The 21,765-nt window shown below is 32.7% G+C and carries 18 protein-coding genes; 9 read left to right on the top strand and 9 right to left on the bottom strand.

Annotation, left to right across the window (positions count from 1 at the left end):
• Nucleotides 1–82: 82 nt before the first annotated feature.
• Nucleotides 83–376, bottom strand: a complete 294-nt coding sequence (locus tag OPR30_RS02440) for a hypothetical protein (protein ID WP_265031033.1) — start codon at nt 374–376, stop codon at nt 83–85.
• Nucleotides 377–1,070: 694 nt separating this feature from the next.
• On the opposite strand from OPR30_RS02440, the gene dut reads away from it, so the two are divergent.
• Both dut and OPR30_RS02430 read left to right on the top strand, forming a co-directional pair.
• On the top strand, nt 1,071–1,532 hold the full coding sequence (dut, locus tag OPR30_RS02435; RefSeq protein WP_265031032.1) for a dUTP diphosphatase: 462 nt from the start codon (nt 1,071–1,073) through the stop codon (nt 1,530–1,532).
• Between the two features lie 68 nt (nt 1,533–1,600).
• Nucleotides 1,601–2,269, top strand: coding sequence for a hypothetical protein (locus OPR30_RS02430; protein ID WP_265031031.1), 669 nt, complete (start codon nt 1,601–1,603; stop codon nt 2,267–2,269).
• 99 nt (nt 2,270–2,368) lie between these two features.
• On the opposite strand, the gene nusB is transcribed toward OPR30_RS02430, so the two are convergent.
• Genes nusB through yidC form a run of 3 tightly spaced genes read right to left on the bottom strand, consistent with a single transcriptional unit; the run spans nt 2,369 to nt 4,957 of the window.
• Nucleotides 2,369–2,851: a transcription antitermination factor NusB gene (nusB, locus tag OPR30_RS02425; protein ID WP_064085381.1), complete on the bottom strand. Its 483-nt coding sequence runs from the start codon at nt 2,849–2,851 to the stop codon at nt 2,369–2,371.
• Complete coding sequence (locus tag OPR30_RS02420) at nt 2,851–3,279, bottom strand: 6,7-dimethyl-8-ribityllumazine synthase (RefSeq protein ID WP_007302797.1); 429 nt, start codon at nt 3,277–3,279, stop codon at nt 2,851–2,853. The genes nusB and OPR30_RS02420 overlap by 1 nt, the downstream gene beginning before the upstream one ends.
• Nucleotides 3,257–4,957, bottom strand: a complete 1,701-nt coding sequence (gene yidC, locus OPR30_RS02415) for a membrane protein insertase YidC (RefSeq protein ID WP_264374685.1) — start codon at nt 4,955–4,957, stop codon at nt 3,257–3,259. The genes OPR30_RS02420 and yidC overlap by 23 nt, the downstream gene beginning before the upstream one ends.
• Before the next feature lie 113 nt (nt 4,958–5,070).
• Here yidC and OPR30_RS02410 point away from each other — a divergent pair, with 113 nt between their 5' ends.
• Nucleotides 5,071–5,595: a TIGR02281 family clan AA aspartic protease gene (locus OPR30_RS02410; RefSeq protein WP_010401102.1), complete on the top strand. Its 525-nt coding sequence runs from the start codon at nt 5,071–5,073 to the stop codon at nt 5,593–5,595.
• Nucleotides 5,596–5,600: 5 nt separating this feature from the next.
• Here OPR30_RS02410 and secF read toward each other — a convergent pair whose 3' ends face one another.
• Together secF and dnaA are read right to left on the bottom strand one after the other, a co-directional pair.
• Nucleotides 5,601–6,476, bottom strand: coding sequence for a protein translocase subunit SecF (secF, locus tag OPR30_RS02405; protein WP_010401100.1), 876 nt, complete (start codon nt 6,474–6,476; stop codon nt 5,601–5,603).
• Nucleotides 6,477–6,633: 157 nt separating this feature from the next.
• On the bottom strand, nt 6,634–8,016 hold the full coding sequence (gene dnaA / locus OPR30_RS02400; RefSeq protein ID WP_265031030.1) for a chromosomal replication initiator protein DnaA: 1,383 nt from the start codon (nt 8,014–8,016) through the stop codon (nt 6,634–6,636).
• Nucleotides 8,017–8,342: 326 nt separating this feature from the next.
• Here dnaA and OPR30_RS02395 point away from each other — a divergent pair, with 326 nt between their 5' ends.
• Entirely contained in the window at nt 8,343–9,080 is a 738-nt protein-coding gene (locus OPR30_RS02395; protein ID WP_007302792.1) for a type I glutamate--ammonia ligase, read from the top strand.
• Nucleotides 9,081–9,083: 3 nt separating this feature from the next.
• Here the strand turns inward: OPR30_RS02395 and OPR30_RS02390 are convergent, their stop codons facing one another.
• Nucleotides 9,084–9,734 carry a hypothetical protein gene (locus OPR30_RS02390; protein WP_265031029.1) on the bottom strand — a complete coding sequence of 217 codons (651 nt, stop codon included), beginning with the start codon at nt 9,732–9,734 and terminating at the stop codon, nt 9,084–9,086.
• Between the two features lie 161 nt (nt 9,735–9,895).
• Here OPR30_RS02390 and OPR30_RS02385 point away from each other — a divergent pair, with 161 nt between their 5' ends.
• The 5 genes from OPR30_RS02385 to ubiA all read left to right on the top strand — a co-directional run bounded on the left by OPR30_RS02385 (nt 9,896) and on the right by ubiA (nt 18,191).
• On the top strand, nt 9,896–12,970 hold the full coding sequence (locus OPR30_RS02385; RefSeq protein WP_265031028.1) for an efflux RND transporter permease subunit: 3,075 nt from the start codon (nt 9,896–9,898) through the stop codon (nt 12,968–12,970).
• Nucleotides 12,971–13,057: 87 nt separating this feature from the next.
• Complete coding sequence (gene nusA / locus OPR30_RS02380) at nt 13,058–14,611, top strand: transcription termination factor NusA (RefSeq protein ID WP_010407241.1); 1,554 nt, start codon at nt 13,058–13,060, stop codon at nt 14,609–14,611.
• A gap of 7 nt (nt 14,612–14,618) precedes the next feature.
• Nucleotides 14,619–16,940 (top strand): translation initiation factor IF-2, encoded by a 2,322-nt coding sequence (gene infB, locus OPR30_RS02375; protein ID WP_264374681.1) that lies wholly within the window; start codon nt 14,619–14,621, stop codon nt 16,938–16,940.
• 9 nt (nt 16,941–16,949) lie between these two features.
• Nucleotides 16,950–17,300: a ribosome-binding factor A gene (locus OPR30_RS02370; RefSeq protein WP_264374680.1), complete on the top strand. Its 351-nt coding sequence runs from the start codon at nt 16,950–16,952 to the stop codon at nt 17,298–17,300.
• Nucleotides 17,301–17,303: 3 nt separating this feature from the next.
• Nucleotides 17,304–18,191: a 4-hydroxybenzoate octaprenyltransferase gene (gene ubiA / locus OPR30_RS02365; RefSeq protein WP_007302787.1), complete on the top strand. Its 888-nt coding sequence runs from the start codon at nt 17,304–17,306 to the stop codon at nt 18,189–18,191.
• A 498-nt stretch (nt 18,192–18,689) separates the two neighbouring features.
• Here the strand turns inward: ubiA and OPR30_RS02360 are convergent, their stop codons facing one another.
• Nucleotides 18,690–20,183 carry an ankyrin repeat domain-containing protein gene (locus OPR30_RS02360; RefSeq protein WP_265031027.1) on the bottom strand — a complete coding sequence of 498 codons (1,494 nt, stop codon included), beginning with the start codon at nt 20,181–20,183 and terminating at the stop codon, nt 18,690–18,692.
• Nucleotides 20,184–20,659: 476 nt separating this feature from the next.
• On the bottom strand, nt 20,660–21,691 hold the full coding sequence (locus tag OPR30_RS02355; RefSeq protein WP_265031026.1) for an ankyrin repeat domain-containing protein: 1,032 nt from the start codon (nt 21,689–21,691) through the stop codon (nt 20,660–20,662).
• Nucleotides 21,692–21,765 lie beyond the last annotated feature (74 nt).

The following is a 21,765-nucleotide window of genomic DNA, read 5'->3' as shown; positions in this document are numbered from 1 at the left end:
TATAGCTAAAATAAGTAAGACTTATCCATAAAAAATCTTACTTATTTTAGTTATCACTTAATATTAAATTGCAGCAGCAACTCTATCGTACAAGTATATTGAGAAGAGAACGTATTAACGCTGTTTCTCCTTTTTTATTGATCAAGTTTACTAAGCAGGATTTTAGTAGATTGACATTCTGAGAATGAATGTTATTGAAAGTGGAGTTTATCTCTTTAGCAAGTAGACTGCGAAATTTCTGCACACTTTCATATGCGATATTTTCAAGTTCATGTGCAAACTTATCTTGAGCTACAGCTGATATGTCTTCAACTTTCTCATTGAACTCTTCTAGCCTTCTTTCCTTACCTTTAAAATTTTTCGTAAAAGTTTTCATATTAATTGGCCTCAACTATTCTTATAATTATAATGACAATAAAAAGACTACCGAAGTAAAAAATTAGCACTACAATACTGCAAACAACAGCAGCACACCAAACCGGTTCACTTTATAGCGTAAATTCAAGTATGTCATTCAAGTAGCCCCTTTGATGTCATTCCAGCGCGTGACGCTGGAATCGAGTCTTTCAACCGTTGTGTTTTAGCATAAAGCAACTACTTTTGTGCTTACCAACCTAATAAAATTTCTGGATGCCAGTGTCTGGGCATTGACCATTTGCTGTATTCAAAAATGAATGTTCGTACAATTATGTGTCACGTGCTGGAACATAAGGTGTCATTCAAGTAGCCCCTTTTTTCTCATCCCAGTGCCCAGACACTGAGATCCAGGAACCAGCGTCACGCGCTGGAATGACACCCTCTATACAAACGTACTGTTTTAAACGTTTTATAAGCCCGTTTCAGCTTATATTAGGTAGAAATTATTGTGAAGACATAAAGTGCACATAGCGGAAAGATTTATAAGACGCCAACTGTATAATACTTTTGTCGTTTAATCTGAACAGATTGAAGGTAATAAAACACTTTGAATTTTATAGTAAGTAAGCTGAAAGATTTGTCAAGTAGTTTTCTTATCTTTTACAGGCATAATTTACATGCTACAATCAAATTTTCATAACTGGTGAATAAAAATGCAAAGAGATAAAATTAAAGTAGAAGTAAAAAAGTTATCACATGGCAAAAGCTTGCCTCTTCCCTGTTATGCAACTATGCAGAGTGCTGGCATGGATCTTTATGCTGCATTGGACGACTCTATTATTTTAAATCCACTTGAAAGGTTACTTATTCCAACTGGCATTGTGATTGCAATACCAAACGGTTTTGAAGGACAAGTTCGCCCACGTTCTGGGCTTGCTGCAAAACATGGAATCACTGTCTTAAATTCTCCGGGCACTATAGACTCCGATTATCGAGGTGAAGTTAAAGTTTGCCTAATCAATCTAAGTAATCAGCCATATGAAATAAAAAGAGGAGATAGAATCGCACAAATCCTCATCACTCCTGTATCTCAGGTAATTTGGGATGACAGAGAAGAATTCTGCACAGAAGAAACCGTCCGCAATGAAGGGGGCTTTGGCTCAAGCGGTAGATAATTTATTGTTTATAAGTTGACAATAATAATTCTTTACATACAACTTTAATTAATTTAAATGAGGCAATTATGTTAATTTTTAAAAACCACCGTCACAAAACAAATACTGCACTTTTAGTACTTACTTCTCTGTATGTTATAGGCGCAGCAGTAGCACTTTCATCACCATATTTGATGTCTTCAACTTATATACTTGCTCCACTTGCAGCTTTTGCAGCTACACCACTTGGAATGAGTGTTTTAGCATTTGTTACTGTTGCACTGATTAGTTTAGCAATATATTCCTTCATGAAAAATAATGAAATATCTGAACTTAAAGCTCCGAGAATTGTTGCTGGTAGCTCTCAAAGATACCTGATGTTGCAGGTAACAAATAAAGATCTTGAATTTATTGAAAAGAACTATAAGAACGAAAATGGTGAATATACTATAGATTTTACTAACTCAAAAGGCGAAGTATTCAAAGCTGAGAGTTATGGTCAGATCAGATATATTGGTAATCCTGATCCAATCTTGCTTGGCAACACTAAACTCCTTGATATACATCAGCTATACAAGAAGAAAGGGGATAGTACATTTGAACAGATAAATTGTGGACAGGAGTTAAAAACGTTAGGTTTAAACGTTGAAGAAAATAATGTTCAAGAACTAACCATCGAATTTGTGCCAAGCTCAATTGTTAAGTCACCAAAAGTTGAACACGAAAAGCCAGAAAGATTATTAATCAGCCAAGTATAAAAGGAATAAGTCTTCCCTTCATTTTTTAGTGTTAATGACTTAAACTTATTGTAGAAACTGTCTCAAAAAATAGATATTCACATACTTGTAAGAAATTTGCTAAGGATTTTTATTTAGTCTGACTGCATCCTTTACCTTATCTAACAACCCATTAATAAAGCCAATTTTGTTTGGAGCATCAAGTAAATCAGATGCAATGTTAGTATATTCATTAATAACAATTGGTGCTGGTGTATCAAAATCAATTAACTCACATACTGCAACACGCAAAATAGATAAGCTTATAAGATTTAATCGTGAAAGTGACCAGCTTGGGTGTAAATAAGACTCTATTATTTTATCATATTCTTCACTGCTTTTTATAACCTTACATAACAAGTTTTCTAAGAACTGATGTTCAAATTCTTCACATTCAAATATATCTTTCAACGTACTTATGTAGTCCTTAAGTTCACAATTTTCCAATTTAAAAGTGCTTTTGTTGTAACCTACGAAAATATTTGAGTAAGCAACTTGTACAACAAAAAATCTTGCCGTACTTCTTTTTATGCGCCACTTTTTATCTACTGGTTTTTCCTCCATTATTTTAATTTATTGTGTAGATCTATCATATGCAAAACAGTTGAGGCTGCATGGCCACCAACGTTCTTTTTATTTTTGTCAGCTCTAATTAGTGCTTTATCTTTACTATCTGCTGTGATTATTCCCATACCAAGAGGTATTGCATGATGCATAACAATTGCATTTAAGCCTTCGATTACTCCTTTACAAACGTATTTATAATGATCAGTTTCACCACGAATTACACATCCAAGAGCTAAATAACCATCATAATTAGTATTCTTGCCTTTGACCGCAAAAAGAATTGCAGCTGGTATCTCAAACGTACCAGGCGCTTTAATTATCTCGTAACCAATATTATTTCCTTTGAATTTATCAGTTGCACCCTCAAGCAAAAGGTTTGCTATTTCAGTATAATAAACTGAATTAACTATTAGTATTTTCGACATTCATTCCTACTTTTCTTGTTAAAAGCAACTTTATTAATGATTGTTGAACCAGAGTTATAATATTACTAAATATCCAATATATTACCAGGCCGGCAGGAAAAGAAGAAAAAATAAAGACAGAAATGTAAGGTAAAAACTTCATAACATTTACTTGAATATCATCTTTACTTTTCTCACTTAGCTTCTGCTGAATTATCATGGTAGCGCCGAAAATTATAGGTAAAATGCCTATAGAAATAGGAAAGTTATAATTAAACAACCCAAATAATGTAAAAATGTTTGTTGGATCAGAAGCTGAAAGATCCTTAATCCATAAATAAAAAGGGGCGTGTCTCATCTCTATAGTAACAAATAATACTTTATACAGAGCAAAAAATACTGGTATTTGTATGAGCATAGGGAAAATGCTCGACATTGGATTTACATTGTTTCTCTTGAACAACGCTATTGTCTCTTTATGCTGCTTTAAGCTGTCACTTTTATACAACTCTTTTATACGAGTTAATTCAGGCTGAAGGCTTTTTACCTTAAACATTGAAATATATGATCTATTAGACAAGGGAAGCATCAAAAGTTTGATTACTAAAGTTAGCAATAATATTGCTAAGCCAAAATTTTTCAAAACAAAGTTAAAATATTCAAGCAGTAAAAACACTGGCTTGGTTATAAAATAAAGTACACCAAAATCTACAGCCTTATCAAATAAAGGTATATTAAGAGTGTCTTTATAAGAATCAAGTAAATTCAATTTCTTTGCCCCAGCAAAAAAGTAGTTCAGAGTAGAAACACTTGCACCAGGGAGTATGTGTTTGTAAGGTTTAACAAAATCTACTTGAAACTTATCAACGTTATTAACATTCGTATGCTTAATACTTACATTTATTTGATCAGATTTCTCAGGTATGATGGCTGTAAGCCAGTATTTATCAGCAAAACCAAACCAATTTTTTTCACTCGTGCTTGCCTTTATTAAACGCTTCTTAGAAATATCCTTATATGTCCACTCCTCTAGCTTATTGTTAAATGCACCTAGTACTCCTTCATGTGATATCCAATAGGATTCGTTAATATTATCACGTTTACGATTGATTTTACCATAGGGAACCAAAACTACATTATCTTTTGTATTGTTTTCAATAATTTGCTCAACTTTAAACATGTAGTTATCGTCAAGGCTAATTTTCATTCTAAATAAAATGCCATTTTCATTATCCCAAAATAAATTGACCTCTTTTTGATTGAGTTTATCTGCTTGCCATACTGTTTTAGAATCTGGAACTTTAATCTTTTCATTCGGATCGAGCCACCCAAATTCTGCGAAATATACATCTTTTGATTCTGCAGGTGACAGTAACACCACTTGTGGAGAAGAAGAACTCGGTTCTAAGTGGTAGTTAGTTAAGATTAAGTCATCAAACCTTGCACCTTTTAGAGAAATTGATCCTTCAAGCATGTTATTGGTTAAATTAACTCTCTGTTCTCTAGTAGAATTAATAATTTCAGAACGATTTTGGTATATCATAGGAGCAAGGTCGTTAGAAGATTCGATATGTTCAATATTTTCAATCGATGGTTGGCTTTGACTCGTGTTAAGAAAATTATCATAAATAATATGCCATAATACTATAATCAATATAGAAAGAATTGTTGCTAAAATTAAATTTTTTGCTTCTGACATGAAATTAAATCGAACATACCTCCTTAAAGTATATATTAAATATTGTACTAAAACAATAAAATTTACTTATTTTTAATAATAGCTTTTAACGCTAATCTTAAAAATTTACTCTTATGGCTTCAAATTTTAATAATATGAATGCAGCAAAAAATCTAGTTATTTGGCTACTGATAATAGTCATTACTGCAATGTTTATTGATTCACAAGGGGATAAACTAAGCAATAGGTTTCTGAGCACTTTTCTACCGTACAAAGGAAGGGTTCAAAATGGCGGAAGTATTGAATTTACAAAGTCATACGATGGACACTTTTATATTCAAGCTCAAGTCAATGATCGTAATATAACGTTTTTGCTTGATACCGGAGCAACTGATATTGTTCTATCGCAAAAAGATGCGTTACATGCTGGTATTAACTTACAAAACATTCAAGACTTTAAAATATATGAAACTGCAAAAGGTCAAATAAAAGCTGGAGTGGTTCAAATACCTCAAGTTAAAATAGGAAATTTTTTAATTAATGATGTGCACGCTAGTGTTAATACTCACTCTATGTCCCATTCATTACTTGGTATGAGCTTTTTGAGATATTTTCATTTCACTATTAGGGATAACAAGCTAATATTATATCGTAGTTAAACGTTCTATACTCTACTTATCAACGCTCTGCAGGTCAATATAGGAGCAGAGATAAATATTGCGGAACAGGTGCCGATTGCAATGCCAAAAGAAATGATTAAGCAGAAGTCTCTGACCACACCTGTACAAATCAGCACTAAAGGAAGAGCGGCAAGAAGAGTAGTACCTGAAGTTAACATAGTGCGAAATAGCGTCGAATTAATGCTGGCATCAACTACTTCACCTATTTTTGCATTTTTTCCACTTTTTTGATACTCTCGAATCCGATCATATATAACCACTGAGTTATTGATTGAGTAGCCAATTACGGTAAGGAGAGCTGCAACTGATGAAATATTAAACTCAATACTCGTTAAACTGATAAAGCCAAGAGTTAAAATCACATCATGGATCAGTGCCATTATTCCACCAAGTCCACACTGCCAGTTAAATCTAAGCCAAACATAAAAAAATATTCCAATAATTGCAATTAACATGGCTGATATCCCTTCAAATATCTGCGTTGAGCCTATTTGTGGACCAACATAATCTATTTTGCGATAAGTTACTAAATTACCTAATTTGCTCTCTAATATACTTTTAACCTTTTTAATTTTATCTTCATCTCCCTCATCTTTAAACCGCACAACTAAGTTATCACCAGCTTTTGAACTCTGTATCGTAAATCCACTCTCTTTTAATATACCGAGAATAGCATCATCCTTGCTTGAAGATTTTATCTCTATCAAAATTCCACCTGTAAAGTCTATACCCAAATTCATTCCTCGCAGCATAAAAGTAAGCATTGAAAAAATGATAAGAATAACGCTAACAAGTGCTGTCAAATTTCTATATTTACTAAATTTTATATCAAGATTATCTGGAATAAGTCTAATTGCCATATTTACTACTTAAATTGTGATTTTATATACTTTTTAAGCAATCGACTAGCTATTTTCTCTTAGCTTATACTAATAATGATCTTTGATTTACTTAATCTACTTGAAAAAGATATTTGATCAAAAAAATGAAAACAGCCTGGTTGTCATTAATAAAGTGCTACTTAAACATCTTTTTTAATCGATTGATTTCATCAGCAAATTTTGGGTCAGTTCTTATGAAATTTTCCACTTGTTTGACTGCGTGTATAACAGTAGCATGATCTCTACCACCAAAATTTCTTCCAATATCTGGTAAACTTTTTTGCGTAAACTTCTTTGCGAAATACATAGCTATTTGTCTCGGCCTCGCAAGACTGCGGAGCCTTCTATTAGATTGCATATCTGCAATCTTTATATTGAAAAATTCAGCTATTTTTTTCTGTATTTCTTCTATTGTGATTGACCTATGATTTGACCTAAGAAGATCAATTAGGGTCTCACTAGCTGATTCTACTGTCATGCTTCTTCCAATTAAAGAGGTATGAGCAACCTTATTTAATGCTCCTTCTAGTTCTCTTATATTGGATTTTATATTCCTTGCCAAAAATTCTAGGACATCCTTTGGAACATACATATTCATTCGTTCCACTTTCGCCTGCAATATACCAAGTCTTAATTCAAAAGTTGTTTCATTAATATCTGCAACTAATCCCCAACCAAGTCGTGATTTTATTCTTTCTTCTACTCCATCAAGATCACTAGGAGACCTATCAGCTGATATAACCAATTGTTTATTTTGGTCTATCAATGCATTGAAAGTGTGAAAAAATTCTTCTTGTGTACTATCTTTACCACTGATAAATTGCACATCATCTACCATCAATACATCTACTGATCTAAATTGCTCTTTAAATAACATAATATCTTTGCTCCGCAGCGCCGTAATATATTGATACATAAATTTCTCTGCTGATAAATATACCACTTTTCTTTTTGCTGACGGAGAATTGACTATGTCCCAAGCTATAGCATGCATTAAATGTGTTTTACCAAGTCCCACTCCACCATATAGAAATAAAGGGTTGATTCCTGATATTGGATCTATAGATTCCGCTACACGCTTTGCCGCTGTAAATGCTAACTCATTTGACTTTCCTACCACAAAATTATCAAAAGTGAATCTGGTATCTAGTGGTGAACCAAGATTATGATTATTTTCCTCTCTATTTTTTAGTATCGTATTAGAATTTGAATTTCTTTCTTCAATTAATTGAATATCAATAGAACATACACTTTGATCTTCGCTTTGCCATAATGACAATATTTTTTCCATGTAGTGAACTGTAATCCACTCCTTTATAAATCTTGTTGGTACAGACAACAAAACTTCTCCATTTCTGTTGCTGATAAATCTTAGTGAACTCAGCCAGCTGTTATATGTTGCTTCTCCATAGAGATTATGGAGATAATTTTGGATTTTTTCCCAAGTAACATTGTGGTCCGTTACTGTAATAATCTGATCAAAAAACATAGTAGAAACCTTAGGGTTAGTTAAGTTCATATACCACACCAAGAAAGAACAATAATCAGAAAGATGCAAGATAATCAATAGCTTACTGTAAGATAAAAAGCTAACACTACTTAATACATATCTAAAATTATGAGGATTTTTTGACGAGTTGTAAAGAGTATAAAAGCACTAAAATTGATCATTTTTTTGAAATAAAAACAATCAATTTGTAAATGTCGCTTGTACCGAGGATTAGAAGTATGTTATTAAAAAATAGTAATATATTATGTATAAATAAGATATTAAATTTACTGATAAATAAGTAAAGTACTTGTATAAATATAGCTGATTTAGTATAAATTTATTGAAGTAAATTTGTGATTATATTAAGTAATTTGAGTCATAATACTGTATTCGGTATTGAACTGGAGTTTTACACTGAGGGAATAAAAAAAGAATATTTATTTCTGAATAGCATCAAAAATAAAATAGCTTCTCTTGGATTTTTTTGTGAGAAAGAGAGTTCTTTAAACCAATACGAGATAAAAAGTGATTGTTATACGAGTCCTGATAATTTAATTATGCATTTTGAGTTAGTAAAAAAATTACTGATTGGAACAGCACAAGAGTTCGATGGTAATGTTTCTTTTAAAGCAAAACCTTATTTGGATAGAGCAGGCAGCGCACTAAATGTACATGTTAGCCTCATGGATTCAAATAATAATAACTTATTTTATGGCAATAAGCAAAAATATAGTGACCACCTGATTCACAGCATAGGTGGATTATGTGCAATGATGAAAAAACATATGTTGTTTTTTGCTCCAAATGATGATTCATATTTAAGATTTCAGTACCCAGATATTCATACTCCAACTACGATTAGTTGGGGAGTGAATAACAGAACTGCTGCGATAAGAATTCCCTATTTTGGCAACGATTCCAAAAGATGCCGCCTAGAGCACCGTGTTCCTGGAGCAGATTGTAACCTTGAAAAAGTACTCACAGCAATAATTGAAGGTATAGTTTTTGGTATAGAGAACAAAATTGCTCCGCCAAATAGAGTGTATGGCATTGCATCTGATCCTCAATATAAGATGGAGAGTTTGATATAGCAACTACCTGTTAAACCCTAATCCATTAAACTCCTTTGAGGTAATTGGCCATTCTAGCACTTTCCTCACATCATTATTTACATTCCCATACTGTAATAGCAAGTCTGCAGCAGATAGTTTCTGCGTACTTTTAGATGATCCAAGCCCTATATTGGTAAGGTTGCTCGGTGGCTGCTCAGGAAGTGGATTACCAAGTGCATCCATGTGTTTAGGTAAAGGTTCCATAACAATATTTGTAGCACTAGAAACGAAATGACTATCTGTAGTATCAGCACTTTTAGAAAGTGAATTACCTTTGAAATCCATATGTTTAGGTAGTCCATTTTTCATTTCTTCTTCTGCCCTTTTATTTTTTAATTCTTCTTCTAGCTCAGTTTCAGTTCTTTTTGGTTCTTTTACGGTATCTTTTTCTTCACCTTCATCAACACTGCTATACCCTTCATCTTCTGACATATCATCAGTTTTAACAGACTTAGCTCCTGCTTTATTAAGCAATGAAAGTAATGCGTAAGTAACTGCAGCAGCAGTAACTATAATGGCTATCTTTGCAGCAATGTGAATCACTGTTAAAAATACTAAAGTTGATGAAACACCAACCAACCCAGATACGATCACTTTATTCTTGCCTTCTGTCACATTTAAAACTGCTACCATAATAATCCCTCAAATACCATACTAAAGTCATATTATATAGAAATTTTCTTACGCTTGCAAAATTGTAAAAATTTTAATCATTTACATAAAGCTATATGAGGATTAATTAATATATAATTTATCTTAGCTATAATATGATATAAATACGTATAATGTTTGGCATGAAAAGCTTACTTGTAGAGAGGAATAGAACAGTAATATTATTGCTTATCGTGATTTTTACCTTCGGCTCATACACTTATATAAAGATGCCAAGAGAAAGCAATCCTGATATACAGATTCCTATAATTAGTGTATTTGTCGGGTTTCCTGGTATTTCTGTCGAGGATAGTGAAAAGCTATTAGTGCTTCCTATAGAAAATGAACTAAGATCCATCGAAGGTGTAAAAGAATTGAGAGCTTTTGCAACTAATGATGGTGCTCACATGATAATCGAATTTAGAACAGAGTATAATAATAAAGAAGTGCTCGATAATGTCCGTTCAAAGCTTTTAAACATAAAATCAAAATTACCTATTGAAGCAGAATCTCCGATAATCAATGAAATAGACTTGAGCTTATTTCCGATACTAAACGTTGGCTTGATTGGTAATTTGCCGGAAAGAACTTTAACTGAAATAGCACGCAAACTAAAGAAAGAAATAGAATCTCTGCCAAATGTTCTTAAAGTTGAAGTAGCAGGTATGCGTAAAGAAACAGTGGAAGTTATAATTGAGCCCACAGTTCTAACAAAATATAACATTCAATCAAATGAGATATTTCAAGCTATATCAAACAACAACAGATTGGTAGGAGCCGGATCACTAGAAAATGATACCGGTAAATATTCGATTAAAATATCAGGGTTATTAAAAGACATAGAAGATATTATGAATATTCCTATTAGATCTCAAAGTGATGCAGTTTTGAGAATCAAAGATATAGCAAAAGTATACCTTGGGTTTGAGGATCACCAAGGATTTGCTCGTATTAATGGACTACCTAGCATTGTACTAGAAATTTCAAAACGTAATGGAAAAAACATAATAGACACGGTAAATCAAGTAAAATACTTAATGGACAAAGCAAAAGATCAATTACCTGAAAATTTAAAAGTAGTTTATTTGAATGACCAGTCAAAAAATGTACGTGATGTGCTTGACGACTTGGAAAATGGTATAATATTTGCCGTATTACTAATATTAACCATAATAATGCTCTTTATGGGAACAAGGGCTGCTATTCTTGTTGCACTATCAATACCTGGCTCCTTTCTAATAGGAATAATGGCTCTTTACCTCATGGGTATTACTCTAAATATAGTTGTGCTCTTCAGTTTAATTATGGCAGTTGGCATGCTGGTTGATGATGCAATTGTAATCAGCGAATATGCTGATAGAAAGATGATTTGTGGCATGGATAAAGTAGAAGCCTTTTGCACCTCAGTTCATGATATGTTTTATCCAGTTTTATCATCAACATTGACTAAATTAGCAGTGTTTTTCCCTCTGTTACTCTGGCCCGATACAGTCGGTAAATTTATGCAGTACATACCAATTACAATAATTCTAACTTTAACTGGATCGCTAATTATGGCTTTGGTTTTTATACCAACACTTGGTGCAATATTTGGTAAACCTTCCATAACTTCAAAAAAAGAAATAATAAGAATGAGTGCTATAGAAAGTGGTGAGATAAAAAATACTGGGCTTATAATAAGAACTTATGTACGTATGTTAGAGAAAGTCTTAGATCACCCCAAAAAATTTGTATGTGTTGTTGTGTTTGTTTTATTTTTGTCTAGTATATTATATTTTACTTTTGGTCCTGGATTAAAGTTCTTTCCGAATGTAGATTCAGATAACATTTTAATCAGCGTTAAAGTAAAAGAAAGCTTATCAGCCAAAGAACGAGATTTGATACTTAAGAAAGTAGAAGAACGTATTTTGGGTGTTGAAAAGGAAATTTATGTTTTTTATGCTCGATCAGGAAAATTTTCAGACAACGTTATTGCCAAAATTCAATTGGAACTTGTAGATTGGCGCTGCAGGCGCAAAGCTACGCAAATACTAAATGATATAAGGAGTAGTGTACAAAACATAAAAGGAGTAATAATTGATGTACAGGAACAAAAGTCAGGACCATCAGCTGACAAGCCAATACAAATTAACTTAAGCGGAAGTGCATCCAACTTGAATTCAGTAGCAGAGAAAATCCTAAAAATTATGGACCAACCTTCATCTGGATTTATAAATATTCAAGATAGTAGATCAGCACCTGAAATAGAGTGGAATATGAGTATTGATAAGAGTAAGGCTACAAGCTCTGGAGTAAGTGTTGCAACCATCGGTGATTTTATAAAGATGGTTACAAATGGAGTATTAATTGGAAAATATAGACCAAATAACGCAGATGAAGAAATTGATATTGTACTACGCTTTCCCAGAAAGAATCGCAACATGAAAACTATAGATAACCTTTTTATTAATACAGCAAATGGACCATATTCTATGAGTAGCATAGTGAAATACGTTCCCGAAAAAAAGGCAAATAAACTAAGTAGGATTGATGGATCACGCACAGTAACAATCTCTGCTGACGTTGATACTGGCTATCTTGTTGATGAAAGAGTTAAGTTCATTCAAAATTCGATTACTCAAGACTGTAGTAAAGGAGTAAAGATTGATTTCAAAGGTGATAAGGAAGATCAACAAAAATCAGGAGCATTTTTATTACAGGCTTTTATATTAGCAATTACATTGATGATATTGGTGCTAGTGGCACAGTTTAACAACATATACTATACATTTATCGTAATGACAGCAGTGTTTTTATCAACAACATGTGTATTTTTCATTTTCTTTCTTATTCAGAAAGTTTTTGTAGTTGTCATGTGTGGAGTGGGGATAATTGCTTTAGCAGGAATTATAGTGAATAATAATATACTATTGCTTGATGCCTTTCATCAGCAAATTAAGGTGCGCAAAAATAACATTAAGCAATGTATAATAAACGCTTCAATTTCTCGCATCAGGCCAATACTACTTACCGTTGCAACTACAGTTCTTGGTTTAATACCTATGATTACTAGGTTAAATATCAGTTTTTTTACGCTACAAATCACATATGATGCTCCATCAAGCCAGTGGTGGGTTGATATTTCAGCAACCATAGCAAGTGGAATATTGGCTGCAACGGTCTTAACTTTACTCTTTACTCCGGCGTTGCTTGTCATACAAAGACATGAAAAAACTTGACTTAAATTAGCAATCATTTAACATTTAAGATAGCGTTCTTTACCTGTTGAAGCTATAATTATAACTAATTAAATTGGATTTATTTATATGATTGCTAATCGTAAAAGCAGTGTTAAGCAGAAAAGCAACAAGAATAACATAGTTGGGAGCCTTGATGTAATAAAAACAGCGGGAGAGCTCTCACTTCAAAAAGGTTTGGATTTTAATATTATAATAAATGCACTTAAAAGTGCTATCGAAGCAGTAGCTCAACAAAAGTATGGTAGCAAAAGTAAAATTGTAGTTAATATAGATAGAAACACAGGCAAAGTTACCTCATATAGACAACTAAAAGTCATTAATGATGAATCAAATGAAAATGAGTGTGACTTAATTAAGTTGACACAAGCTAAGTTAATAAAAGAAGATGCAAAAGTTGGAGATACTATTAGTGAGTTGATTTCTCTTAACACTGATCTTGTTTCAGCAAGAATTGCCCAGCAAAAGATTTCTGAAATAATCAAAAATGAAGAGTTAAAAAAGCAATATGAGGAATTTAAAGATAAGGTAGGAGAAATGAGGTATGGCATCGTTAAACAAGTAGAATATTCAGATCTTATTATAGACATAAACGGAATTGGAGCATACCTCCCTTTACGAAACTTAATTGGTGGTGAGTCATTTCGTGAAGGCGATAAGGTTAAAGCTTACATACAGGCTGTTAAGCGCTCTGACGATGGACGTCAAATCATTCTTTCTAGGACTCATGAAGGCTTTTTAGAGGCATTGTTGAATCAAGAAGTACCAGAAGTTGCTGACGGATTGATAACAATTAAAGGTATAGCTAGAGACGCTGGTTCAAGATCTAAAGTTGCTGTTTTTTCATCTGATAAGAATATCGATCCAGTAGGTGCTTGCGTTGGAGTTAAAGGAGATAGAATAAAAACTATTATACACGAATTAAACGGTGAAAAAATCGACGTCATACATTACTCATCAGATTTGGGTCAATTTGTTATTAAAGCCATTACTCCTGCAGAAGTATCAAAGGTCATTATTGACGAAAATGAAAATTGTATAGAGTTAATAGTTGCTGAAGATCAATTGAGTTTAGCTATAGGAAAAAAGGGTCAGAATGTAAGATTAGCTTCAGAGCTTGTTGGATGGAAAATTGAGATATTAAGCACTCAGCAAGAATCAGAAAGAAGAAACAAAGAATTTAGTCAATGTTCAGTTTTATTTGCTGAAGCTTTAAACTTAGAAGAGATTATGGGCCAATTATTGGTAACAGAAGGTTTTTCAAGTGTAGAAGATATATCTAACACTTCAATTAAGGAACTTGCTTCAATAGAGGGCTTCAATGAAGATATTGCAAATGAACTTCATAATAGAGCAAATAATTACCTGAAAGCAGAGAATGATAGAAAAATAGAAGAGCTAAAAAATTTAGGTATGGAAGACGATGTAATCAACTTAGCCTTATCAATAGATAATAAAATTGCTCTTAGTAAACATAATATTAAAACTTTAGAGGACATAGCAGATTTATCAAATTATGAGTTTTGTAGCATACTCTCTTCCTCAACTAATAATAAAGACAATCTAAAAGATACAGCAGATTTAATAATCATAGAAGCACGTAAAAAGCTTGGATTAATATAAAAACAATATGAATAATGAAGATATCAGTAATAAAAAATTAACCCTACAAGGCTTAAGCAAGCTTAAATTAGACATTAATTTAAACTCTTTAGATAGTCAAAGTACTGGTACTACAATAGTAAAAAAAAGAAGAAAAATTCATTCTGCAGAAGAATATAGTTTATTTGACGAGAGTAAATTAGGCTCTTTAACTGAAAAAGAACAAATTTCCCGCATTAATGCTGTACAGAATGCTACTTTGCTGAAAGAAAGGAATCAGAGAGAACAAGAAGAGAAAATAAAAAAAGAAGAAAGCAATCAAGAAGCTGAAGATAAAAATGAATCACACTCTGTACCTAAAGAAATAAATAAGGAAGTTTTAAGTAATACTAACTCAGTTGAACAAAAAGAAGATAGTATTGAATATGAGAACAATGATAAAAAGTCTTTTAAAGCTAGCAAAGATATATACTCTAAGCATTCTAAGCTAGTAATTACACAGGCAATAGATGAAAGAAATGAACACCTCCCTGTATTTAAGCAAAAATTTGGTATAAGAAGTAAACAATCAAAGTTTACTAAGGGTAAAAATATAGCAAGAGAAGTTATTATACCAGACAAAATAACTATCAGGGAGTTATCTATTCGTATGGCAGAAGATAGCAAGAGTGTGCTAAAAATGCTCAAAGAAGAAGTTGGGGAGAGCTATAGAGTAGATGATCTAGTAGATCCAGATATAGCATGCGAAATAGCAAAAAAATTTAATCATACGGCTAAACGAGTAAGTGATGCTGATAAAGAAAAGAATTTACTCTTCATAAGCAACAGAGAAAACTTACCTAAAAGACCAAAACCACCTATCGTTACTTTTATGGGACATGTGGATCATGGTAAAACATCATTGCTTGATGCATTTCGTGAATCCAATGTTGCAGAAAAAGAGTCAGGTGGCATCACTCAACATATAGGTGCTTATCAATTAACGACAAAAAATAAGCAAAAAATTACTTTCATTGATACACCAGGGCATGAGGCGTTTACTGCAATGCGTGCACGTGGTGCCAATATTACTAATATAGTTGTGATAGTAGTTGCAGCTGATGATGGAATCATGAAACAAACAGTTGAAGCAATAAACCATGCAAAAGCAGCAAATGTCTCTATTATAGTTGCCATTAATAAAATTGATAAATCACAACCTGGCGATGTAGAAAGAATAATTAATAGTTTGCCTCAGTATGACCTCATCCCCGAAGAACTTGGTGGTGATGTTATAATTGTGCCAGTATCAGCAAAAAAGAAAATCAACTTAGATAAACTAGAAGAGGCAATTTTATTAATTGCTGAATTAATGACGCTAGAAGGCATAGAGGATTGTCGAGCACTTGGATGGGTAATAGAGTCCAAAATAGATAAAGCTAAAGGAATATCAGCTACATTAATAGTTGAAGAAGGAACATTAAAGATTGGTGACATATTGATAGTTGGTACAACATACAGCAAAGTACGCAGTATGATTAATCACCTTGGTCAAAGAGAAAAAGCGTCACTACCTTCTACTCCAGTTGAAGTTACTGGTTTAAATGGTGTACCAAATGCTGGAGATAAATTTGTTGTTGTAAACTCTGAAAGGCAGGCTCGTGAAATTGTTGAATACAGGTTAGAATTAATCAAGAAAAAGCAAGAAGATTTAGACGACAGTAATTTAGATATATTCAGTCGTAATGATAGTGAAACAGAAGAACTATCTGTAGTTTTAAAGTGCGATGTCACTGGTTCTATTGAAGCAATATCAAGCTCAATTGATAAGCTTGGTAAAGAGCAAGTGAAATTAAATATTCTACACAAAGCAGTAGGAGGAGTAACAGATTCAGATGTGCTGCTTGCAGAAGCATCAAGCGCAGTAATTTTAGCTTTTAATGTAAAAGTGGATTCAAAAATAAGAGAATTAGCAAAACAAAAAGGTATAGAAATACATACTTACAATATAATATATGAGCTTATTGAAGACATGAGGATGTATCTAACTAAAATGTTAAAGCCTGTTACACGAGAGGTTCGTGTTGGTTCTGCATCTGTAAGGCAAATATTTAATGCATCCAAAGCCGGTAATATAATCGGATGTTATGTCACTGATGGAGTTATAAAAAAAGATTCTTTAATTAAGGTAGTACGTGGCAGCAAATTGGTACATGAAGGAAAGTTAAAAGCACTACGTAGATTTAAAGATGATGTTAAAGAAGTGGGTGTAAATTTTGAATGCGGAATATCGCTAGAGGGTAATATCGATATTAAAGTTGGAGACATTTTGGAAGCTTATCAATTAGTGCAAGAAGAAAGGACGTTATAGTAGTTGAATATGAAAAAGGAAATTAGAAACCTAAAAGTAGCATCGGTATTACATAGGGCAATATCAAAAGTCTTAATGGAAAGTAATGTGCTTAATGAAAAAGTAGTAGTATCTGATGTAAAGCTAAGCAAAGATTTGAAGAAAGCAGATGTATATATTGTGTTATCTTCATTAAACATCCAAAATGATAATGATGATATCAGCACTGTTGTTAATGAAATGAACCAATCTGCATGGTCAATACGTAAATCTATATTGTGTTATGTTGATTTGCGATTTATACCTGAGTTAGTTTTTAAGCCTGATTTAGCATTCGATAATTTTGTCAATGTAAGCAAAATATTACATAATCACACTTAATTAATGTATTTCAACCATTATTTCTCATTAATGAGAATACACAGTTTAACAGGTTTATGGCTTGTGCTATTTTCTAGCTTAAGCGGCATTCTCTTAGCCTCAACTTCTCTATCGTATCAGGCTCTTTTTCTCCTTGTTTTGTTTACTATAGGTGCATTTTTAATGAGACCCGCAGGGTGCATAATCAATGATATCTTCGATAGAGAAATAGATGCACATGTTGAACGAACAAAATATAGGCCACTTGCAAGTGGTGCATTAAACATAAAGCAGGCTTTGGCTTTACTTTCACTGTTACTGTCTATTGCCCTGGTAATCTTATTATTAACCAATAAAACTACTCTTATACTTGGAATAATTTCAATGTGCATGATAGTTATCTATCCCTTGCTAAAGCGTTACGTTTGGTGGCCACAATTGTTTTTAGGGTTTACTTTCAACATGGGATCACTCATGGGTTCAGCAGCAATAACAAACCAGATTAGCATAGAATCCTTGCTATTTTATATAGGATGCGTCTTTTGGACGCTTAGTTATGATACTATATACGCTCATCAAGATAAAAAAGATGATGAGAAATTAGGAATGAAATCTACTGCATTATATTTTGGCAATACAACAAAATCTTGGTTGAAAAGATTTTATTTAATATCCTTAATGGCATGGTTGTACGCTGGTATACTATCATCATTAAATAACATCTTTTATATTGCTTTACTTGCCATAGGATTCATATTTCACCACCAACACAAAAATTTCAATCCAGACGATTCTAATCAATGCATGTCCATATTTAAAAATAATTCCCAGATAGGACTCCTGCTCTTTTTCGGTATCCTTTTAGATAGAATTCTAAATTCTACTTTTGTATCCGTTCAGATGCATGGCTAATGTGTAAATATCGAAGCAAAAATGTTGTCATTCCAGTGTCAAGTACTGGGATGACAGAGAAAGCATCATATTGAAATGACACCATTTATTTCTATGGCTGTCTTTTCTATCTTATTTTGTCACCCTGCTGAACGGATTCTACTTTTTAGAACATATCTTGAAAGGAAATCAGGAAGATAATATGATAGGATCAGTAAAAAATATATCCAGGTGATGTAAGTGACAAAGAATGGAAATTTCTTGAGCCAAGAGTTGCACAAGGTGTGGCCAAGAAAGCACAAAATAAGCAATTATTAATGTTATACAATACATAATGAAAGGTATTTGCCAGTAGAGCAAAAGATTTTCCTCTATGGAAGACAGTGTATGATTATTTTTTTAGGTGGCGTAATAGTCACACATTGGTTGAATGCATACAAAACAAAGGCTGGTGTGCCCATTGATGTTATAAGATCAAATTACCGACCTTTTACTAGATGAAATCAAAAAGCTAAGGAATTAAGCCTTACCTTGATTTATTAAACCTCTATCCTGAATTAAATGACCTTGAACAGAAGTATTACTTAAATAACTTTGAGGCTCTAAGTTTATTTGCTGTTCTTCAACTTCTAATGTACTATCTCTATTGTGTAATATCTGCTCTATTGATTGATTTACTATTAAATCTAGTTCCTTATTAAATACAACCATAAATTTGTTAAACTTCTTTGGACTTAACTTACCTGTTTCTCTATCGTGGCATGCTTGCTCTACATATGAGTTTAAAACTCCTGAAATGTCATTAAACTTACCACCCGTGATTTTTGCAGTAACCTCTTTCTGCATTTCTACACAATCAATATTTAACCGATGCATTGATATCCCAATTTTTAATGCAGCTTGCTCTACTACTTTCTCAAATTCCTCTATAATATTTAATGCATAGCCCTGTGCTTCTAATGGTGATATAGACTGAACTACTGTGGAAATATAATTCTGACCTGTGATTTTCCTTATAAATACATCTAATAAAAGAAGTATACCGTTGTTATCAATACCTTGAACTGTAATAGCTTTAGAAGGTTCCATACTTATAGCTGCCTTAAAAGGAGAAGAAACAAACTGAAAAATACCTTTAATAGTATCTACCGTAGTGTAAGCAAAAATATTGATAAATGAAGATGGCTTACTTGTTCCGCTTGTAACTCCTATTTTATCAGGACCTATCTTATCATTTTGCAACGAATTTTCATCTTCTTGTGCAATACTGAAGCGATTATGGACACGTGTTGATAGGGAGCTGCTTTCTTCTTGCAAGTTAAGATGTTGGGTGATTTCTTCATTTCTTCTTATTCTTTCTTCTAGAAGGTTTCGTATTTCTAAGCTGTTTTCTTCATTAAGCGTATTTGCTACGGCTAAAGCTCCTCTAGCATCAACATAATCACTTTTATCAAGAATGAGCTTAACTACACCCAAATTGCCACGAGCAGCTGCAGTATGCAAAGGTGTCCAACCATTCTCATCTTTAGCGTTAACATTAGCACGCTTATTTATAAAAAGACCAGCTACTTGTAAATTATCATGAAGAGCAGCCCAATGCAGAGGAGTAGCGCCATCATTGTTCTTAGCATTAACATTGGCTCCTTTCTCTATAAGCTTTTCTGCTGTACCTAAGCAACCATTAAAAAAAGCAGCATAGTGCAGAGGGACATTGTCATATTTATTCTTCTCATTAACATTAGCCCCTTTCTCTATAAGCTTTTCTACTATACTGACATTCTGATTAAGAGCAGCCCAGTGCAGAGGAGTAGCGCCATGATTATTCTTAGCATTAATATCAGCTCCTCTCTCTATAAGCTTTTCTACTACCTGTAATTTATCTGCAAGAACAGCTAAATGTAGAGGAGTATTGCCTCTATTGTCCCTGGCATTAACATCATCCCCTTTATTGATAAGATCCGCAACTTGATTAGCATCTCCACTACGTACAGCAGCAAATAATTCATTAATCATTTAACCCTCGATAAAAACCACTCAATTTCAAAGTAAGAAAAAAATCTTTTTCTGAATAAAACAGCTACCTCATAATATAAAGAAAAATATTTTCACTATCATATTTATTATACATAAAAAATTAATAGCTCAATATACTTTTCATAAAATACTCCATCTCTAAAACTTGTCAATCCCTATTTAGAAGTTTTTTTGATAATCTTTAATGAAAGTTCTTAACGAATTAATACTGACTTAATAGTATATATTACTAAAAATTTAAATAAAACAACCATTCCCAACAACTAAAACCGGCTAGTGAGAGAAGAGTTCGTTTTGGGATGGATTGGTCTGTTGCTGGAACTCAAGAACTGCTGCAAAAGGAAAGCCCCAGTTTTCATAGTAATTATGATATTAAAAAATCACGTTTAAAAATACTTTATACAAGTGAGAAACACCTCTTTTTGTTTTTGCAGCAGGTTTCCATGTATCCCTCTTTAATTAAGAGACTGACTAGCTCCTTGAGTTTGTTCAGTGTTTGGGTGATGAAGATTGCTGTTTACACCTTTGTTTCCAATTTTCTCTACAAACGCCTGTAATTTTAGTTTAGGAGCGTACCTCTTTTCAACATTAAAGTCTACAAAGTAAAATAGTGTATTATTTCGGACTCCTACTCTTTCTTCTTTAAAGTCATTTTTGTGCACCTCAAAAAATCTCTCCATGCCAAAGAATTTCGCCTTTTGAAAATCATATCTATAATGTGTTGATAGAAAATCCACCAATGGTTTATTATTGTGCAGGAAAATTTCTTTTTTTACTTCATCAGCCTTATTAATTAAAATATGTGCATATTCTGGATATAGCTTTTTTAAATTCTCTTCATTATCAAATTCATTACGTACGTTTTCATTTTGCTCCCATATGCCAGCCATTTTATTAACGTCATTTTCCCTCAAAAAGTCATATAGTGACTTATTTCTTTCTTTAATCTTTTTAACTTCTTCTTCACAATTTTTAAGATGCTGTAAATAATTGTTATACCTCTCGGTTGAAGTGGTTATAAATTCATTTTTCTTTTGTAAATTTTCCTCACTTACATATAAGCCAGCAACTTCTAGTCTTGCTATGTGATTTAGTATAACCTCACAAATATGTGTAAAGCCTATTTCAGCAGCCCAATGCAAAGGAGTTTTTTTACTCTTATCTTTTGCATTAATATCTGCTCCTAAGTCTATTAGAACTTTTATTATATCTGTAAATTTTCCATAGAAAGACACAATAGAAGCAAACAAAGGAGTCCATCCACATCTGTCTACTGAATTCACATCAGCTCCAGCTTCTATTAGAACTTTTACTTCCTGTGTAGATAATCTGTGAGCAGCATGATGCAAAGGAGTTCGTTCATCCTTATCTTTTGCATTAACATCTACTTTGTTATCTTTTATTAACCTTATGAATTCCTCGGAATTTAGTTCTCTCTCTGCATTAGAGAGATTTTCATATAATTCTCGTTGTTCTATTTGTTTCATAAATTACTCATTTATATATTAATATTTGATATTAATATATTTTATCATAAATGTCAATTTTTTACTATTCAGTC

It is taken from the genome of Wolbachia endosymbiont (group B) of Athalia cordata (assembly GCF_947251845.1).
Taxonomy (GTDB): Bacteria; Pseudomonadota; Alphaproteobacteria; order Rickettsiales; family Anaplasmataceae; genus Wolbachia.
Note: the sequence above shows the minus strand (reverse complement) of the source record. Positions and strands in the feature narration are given on the sequence as shown.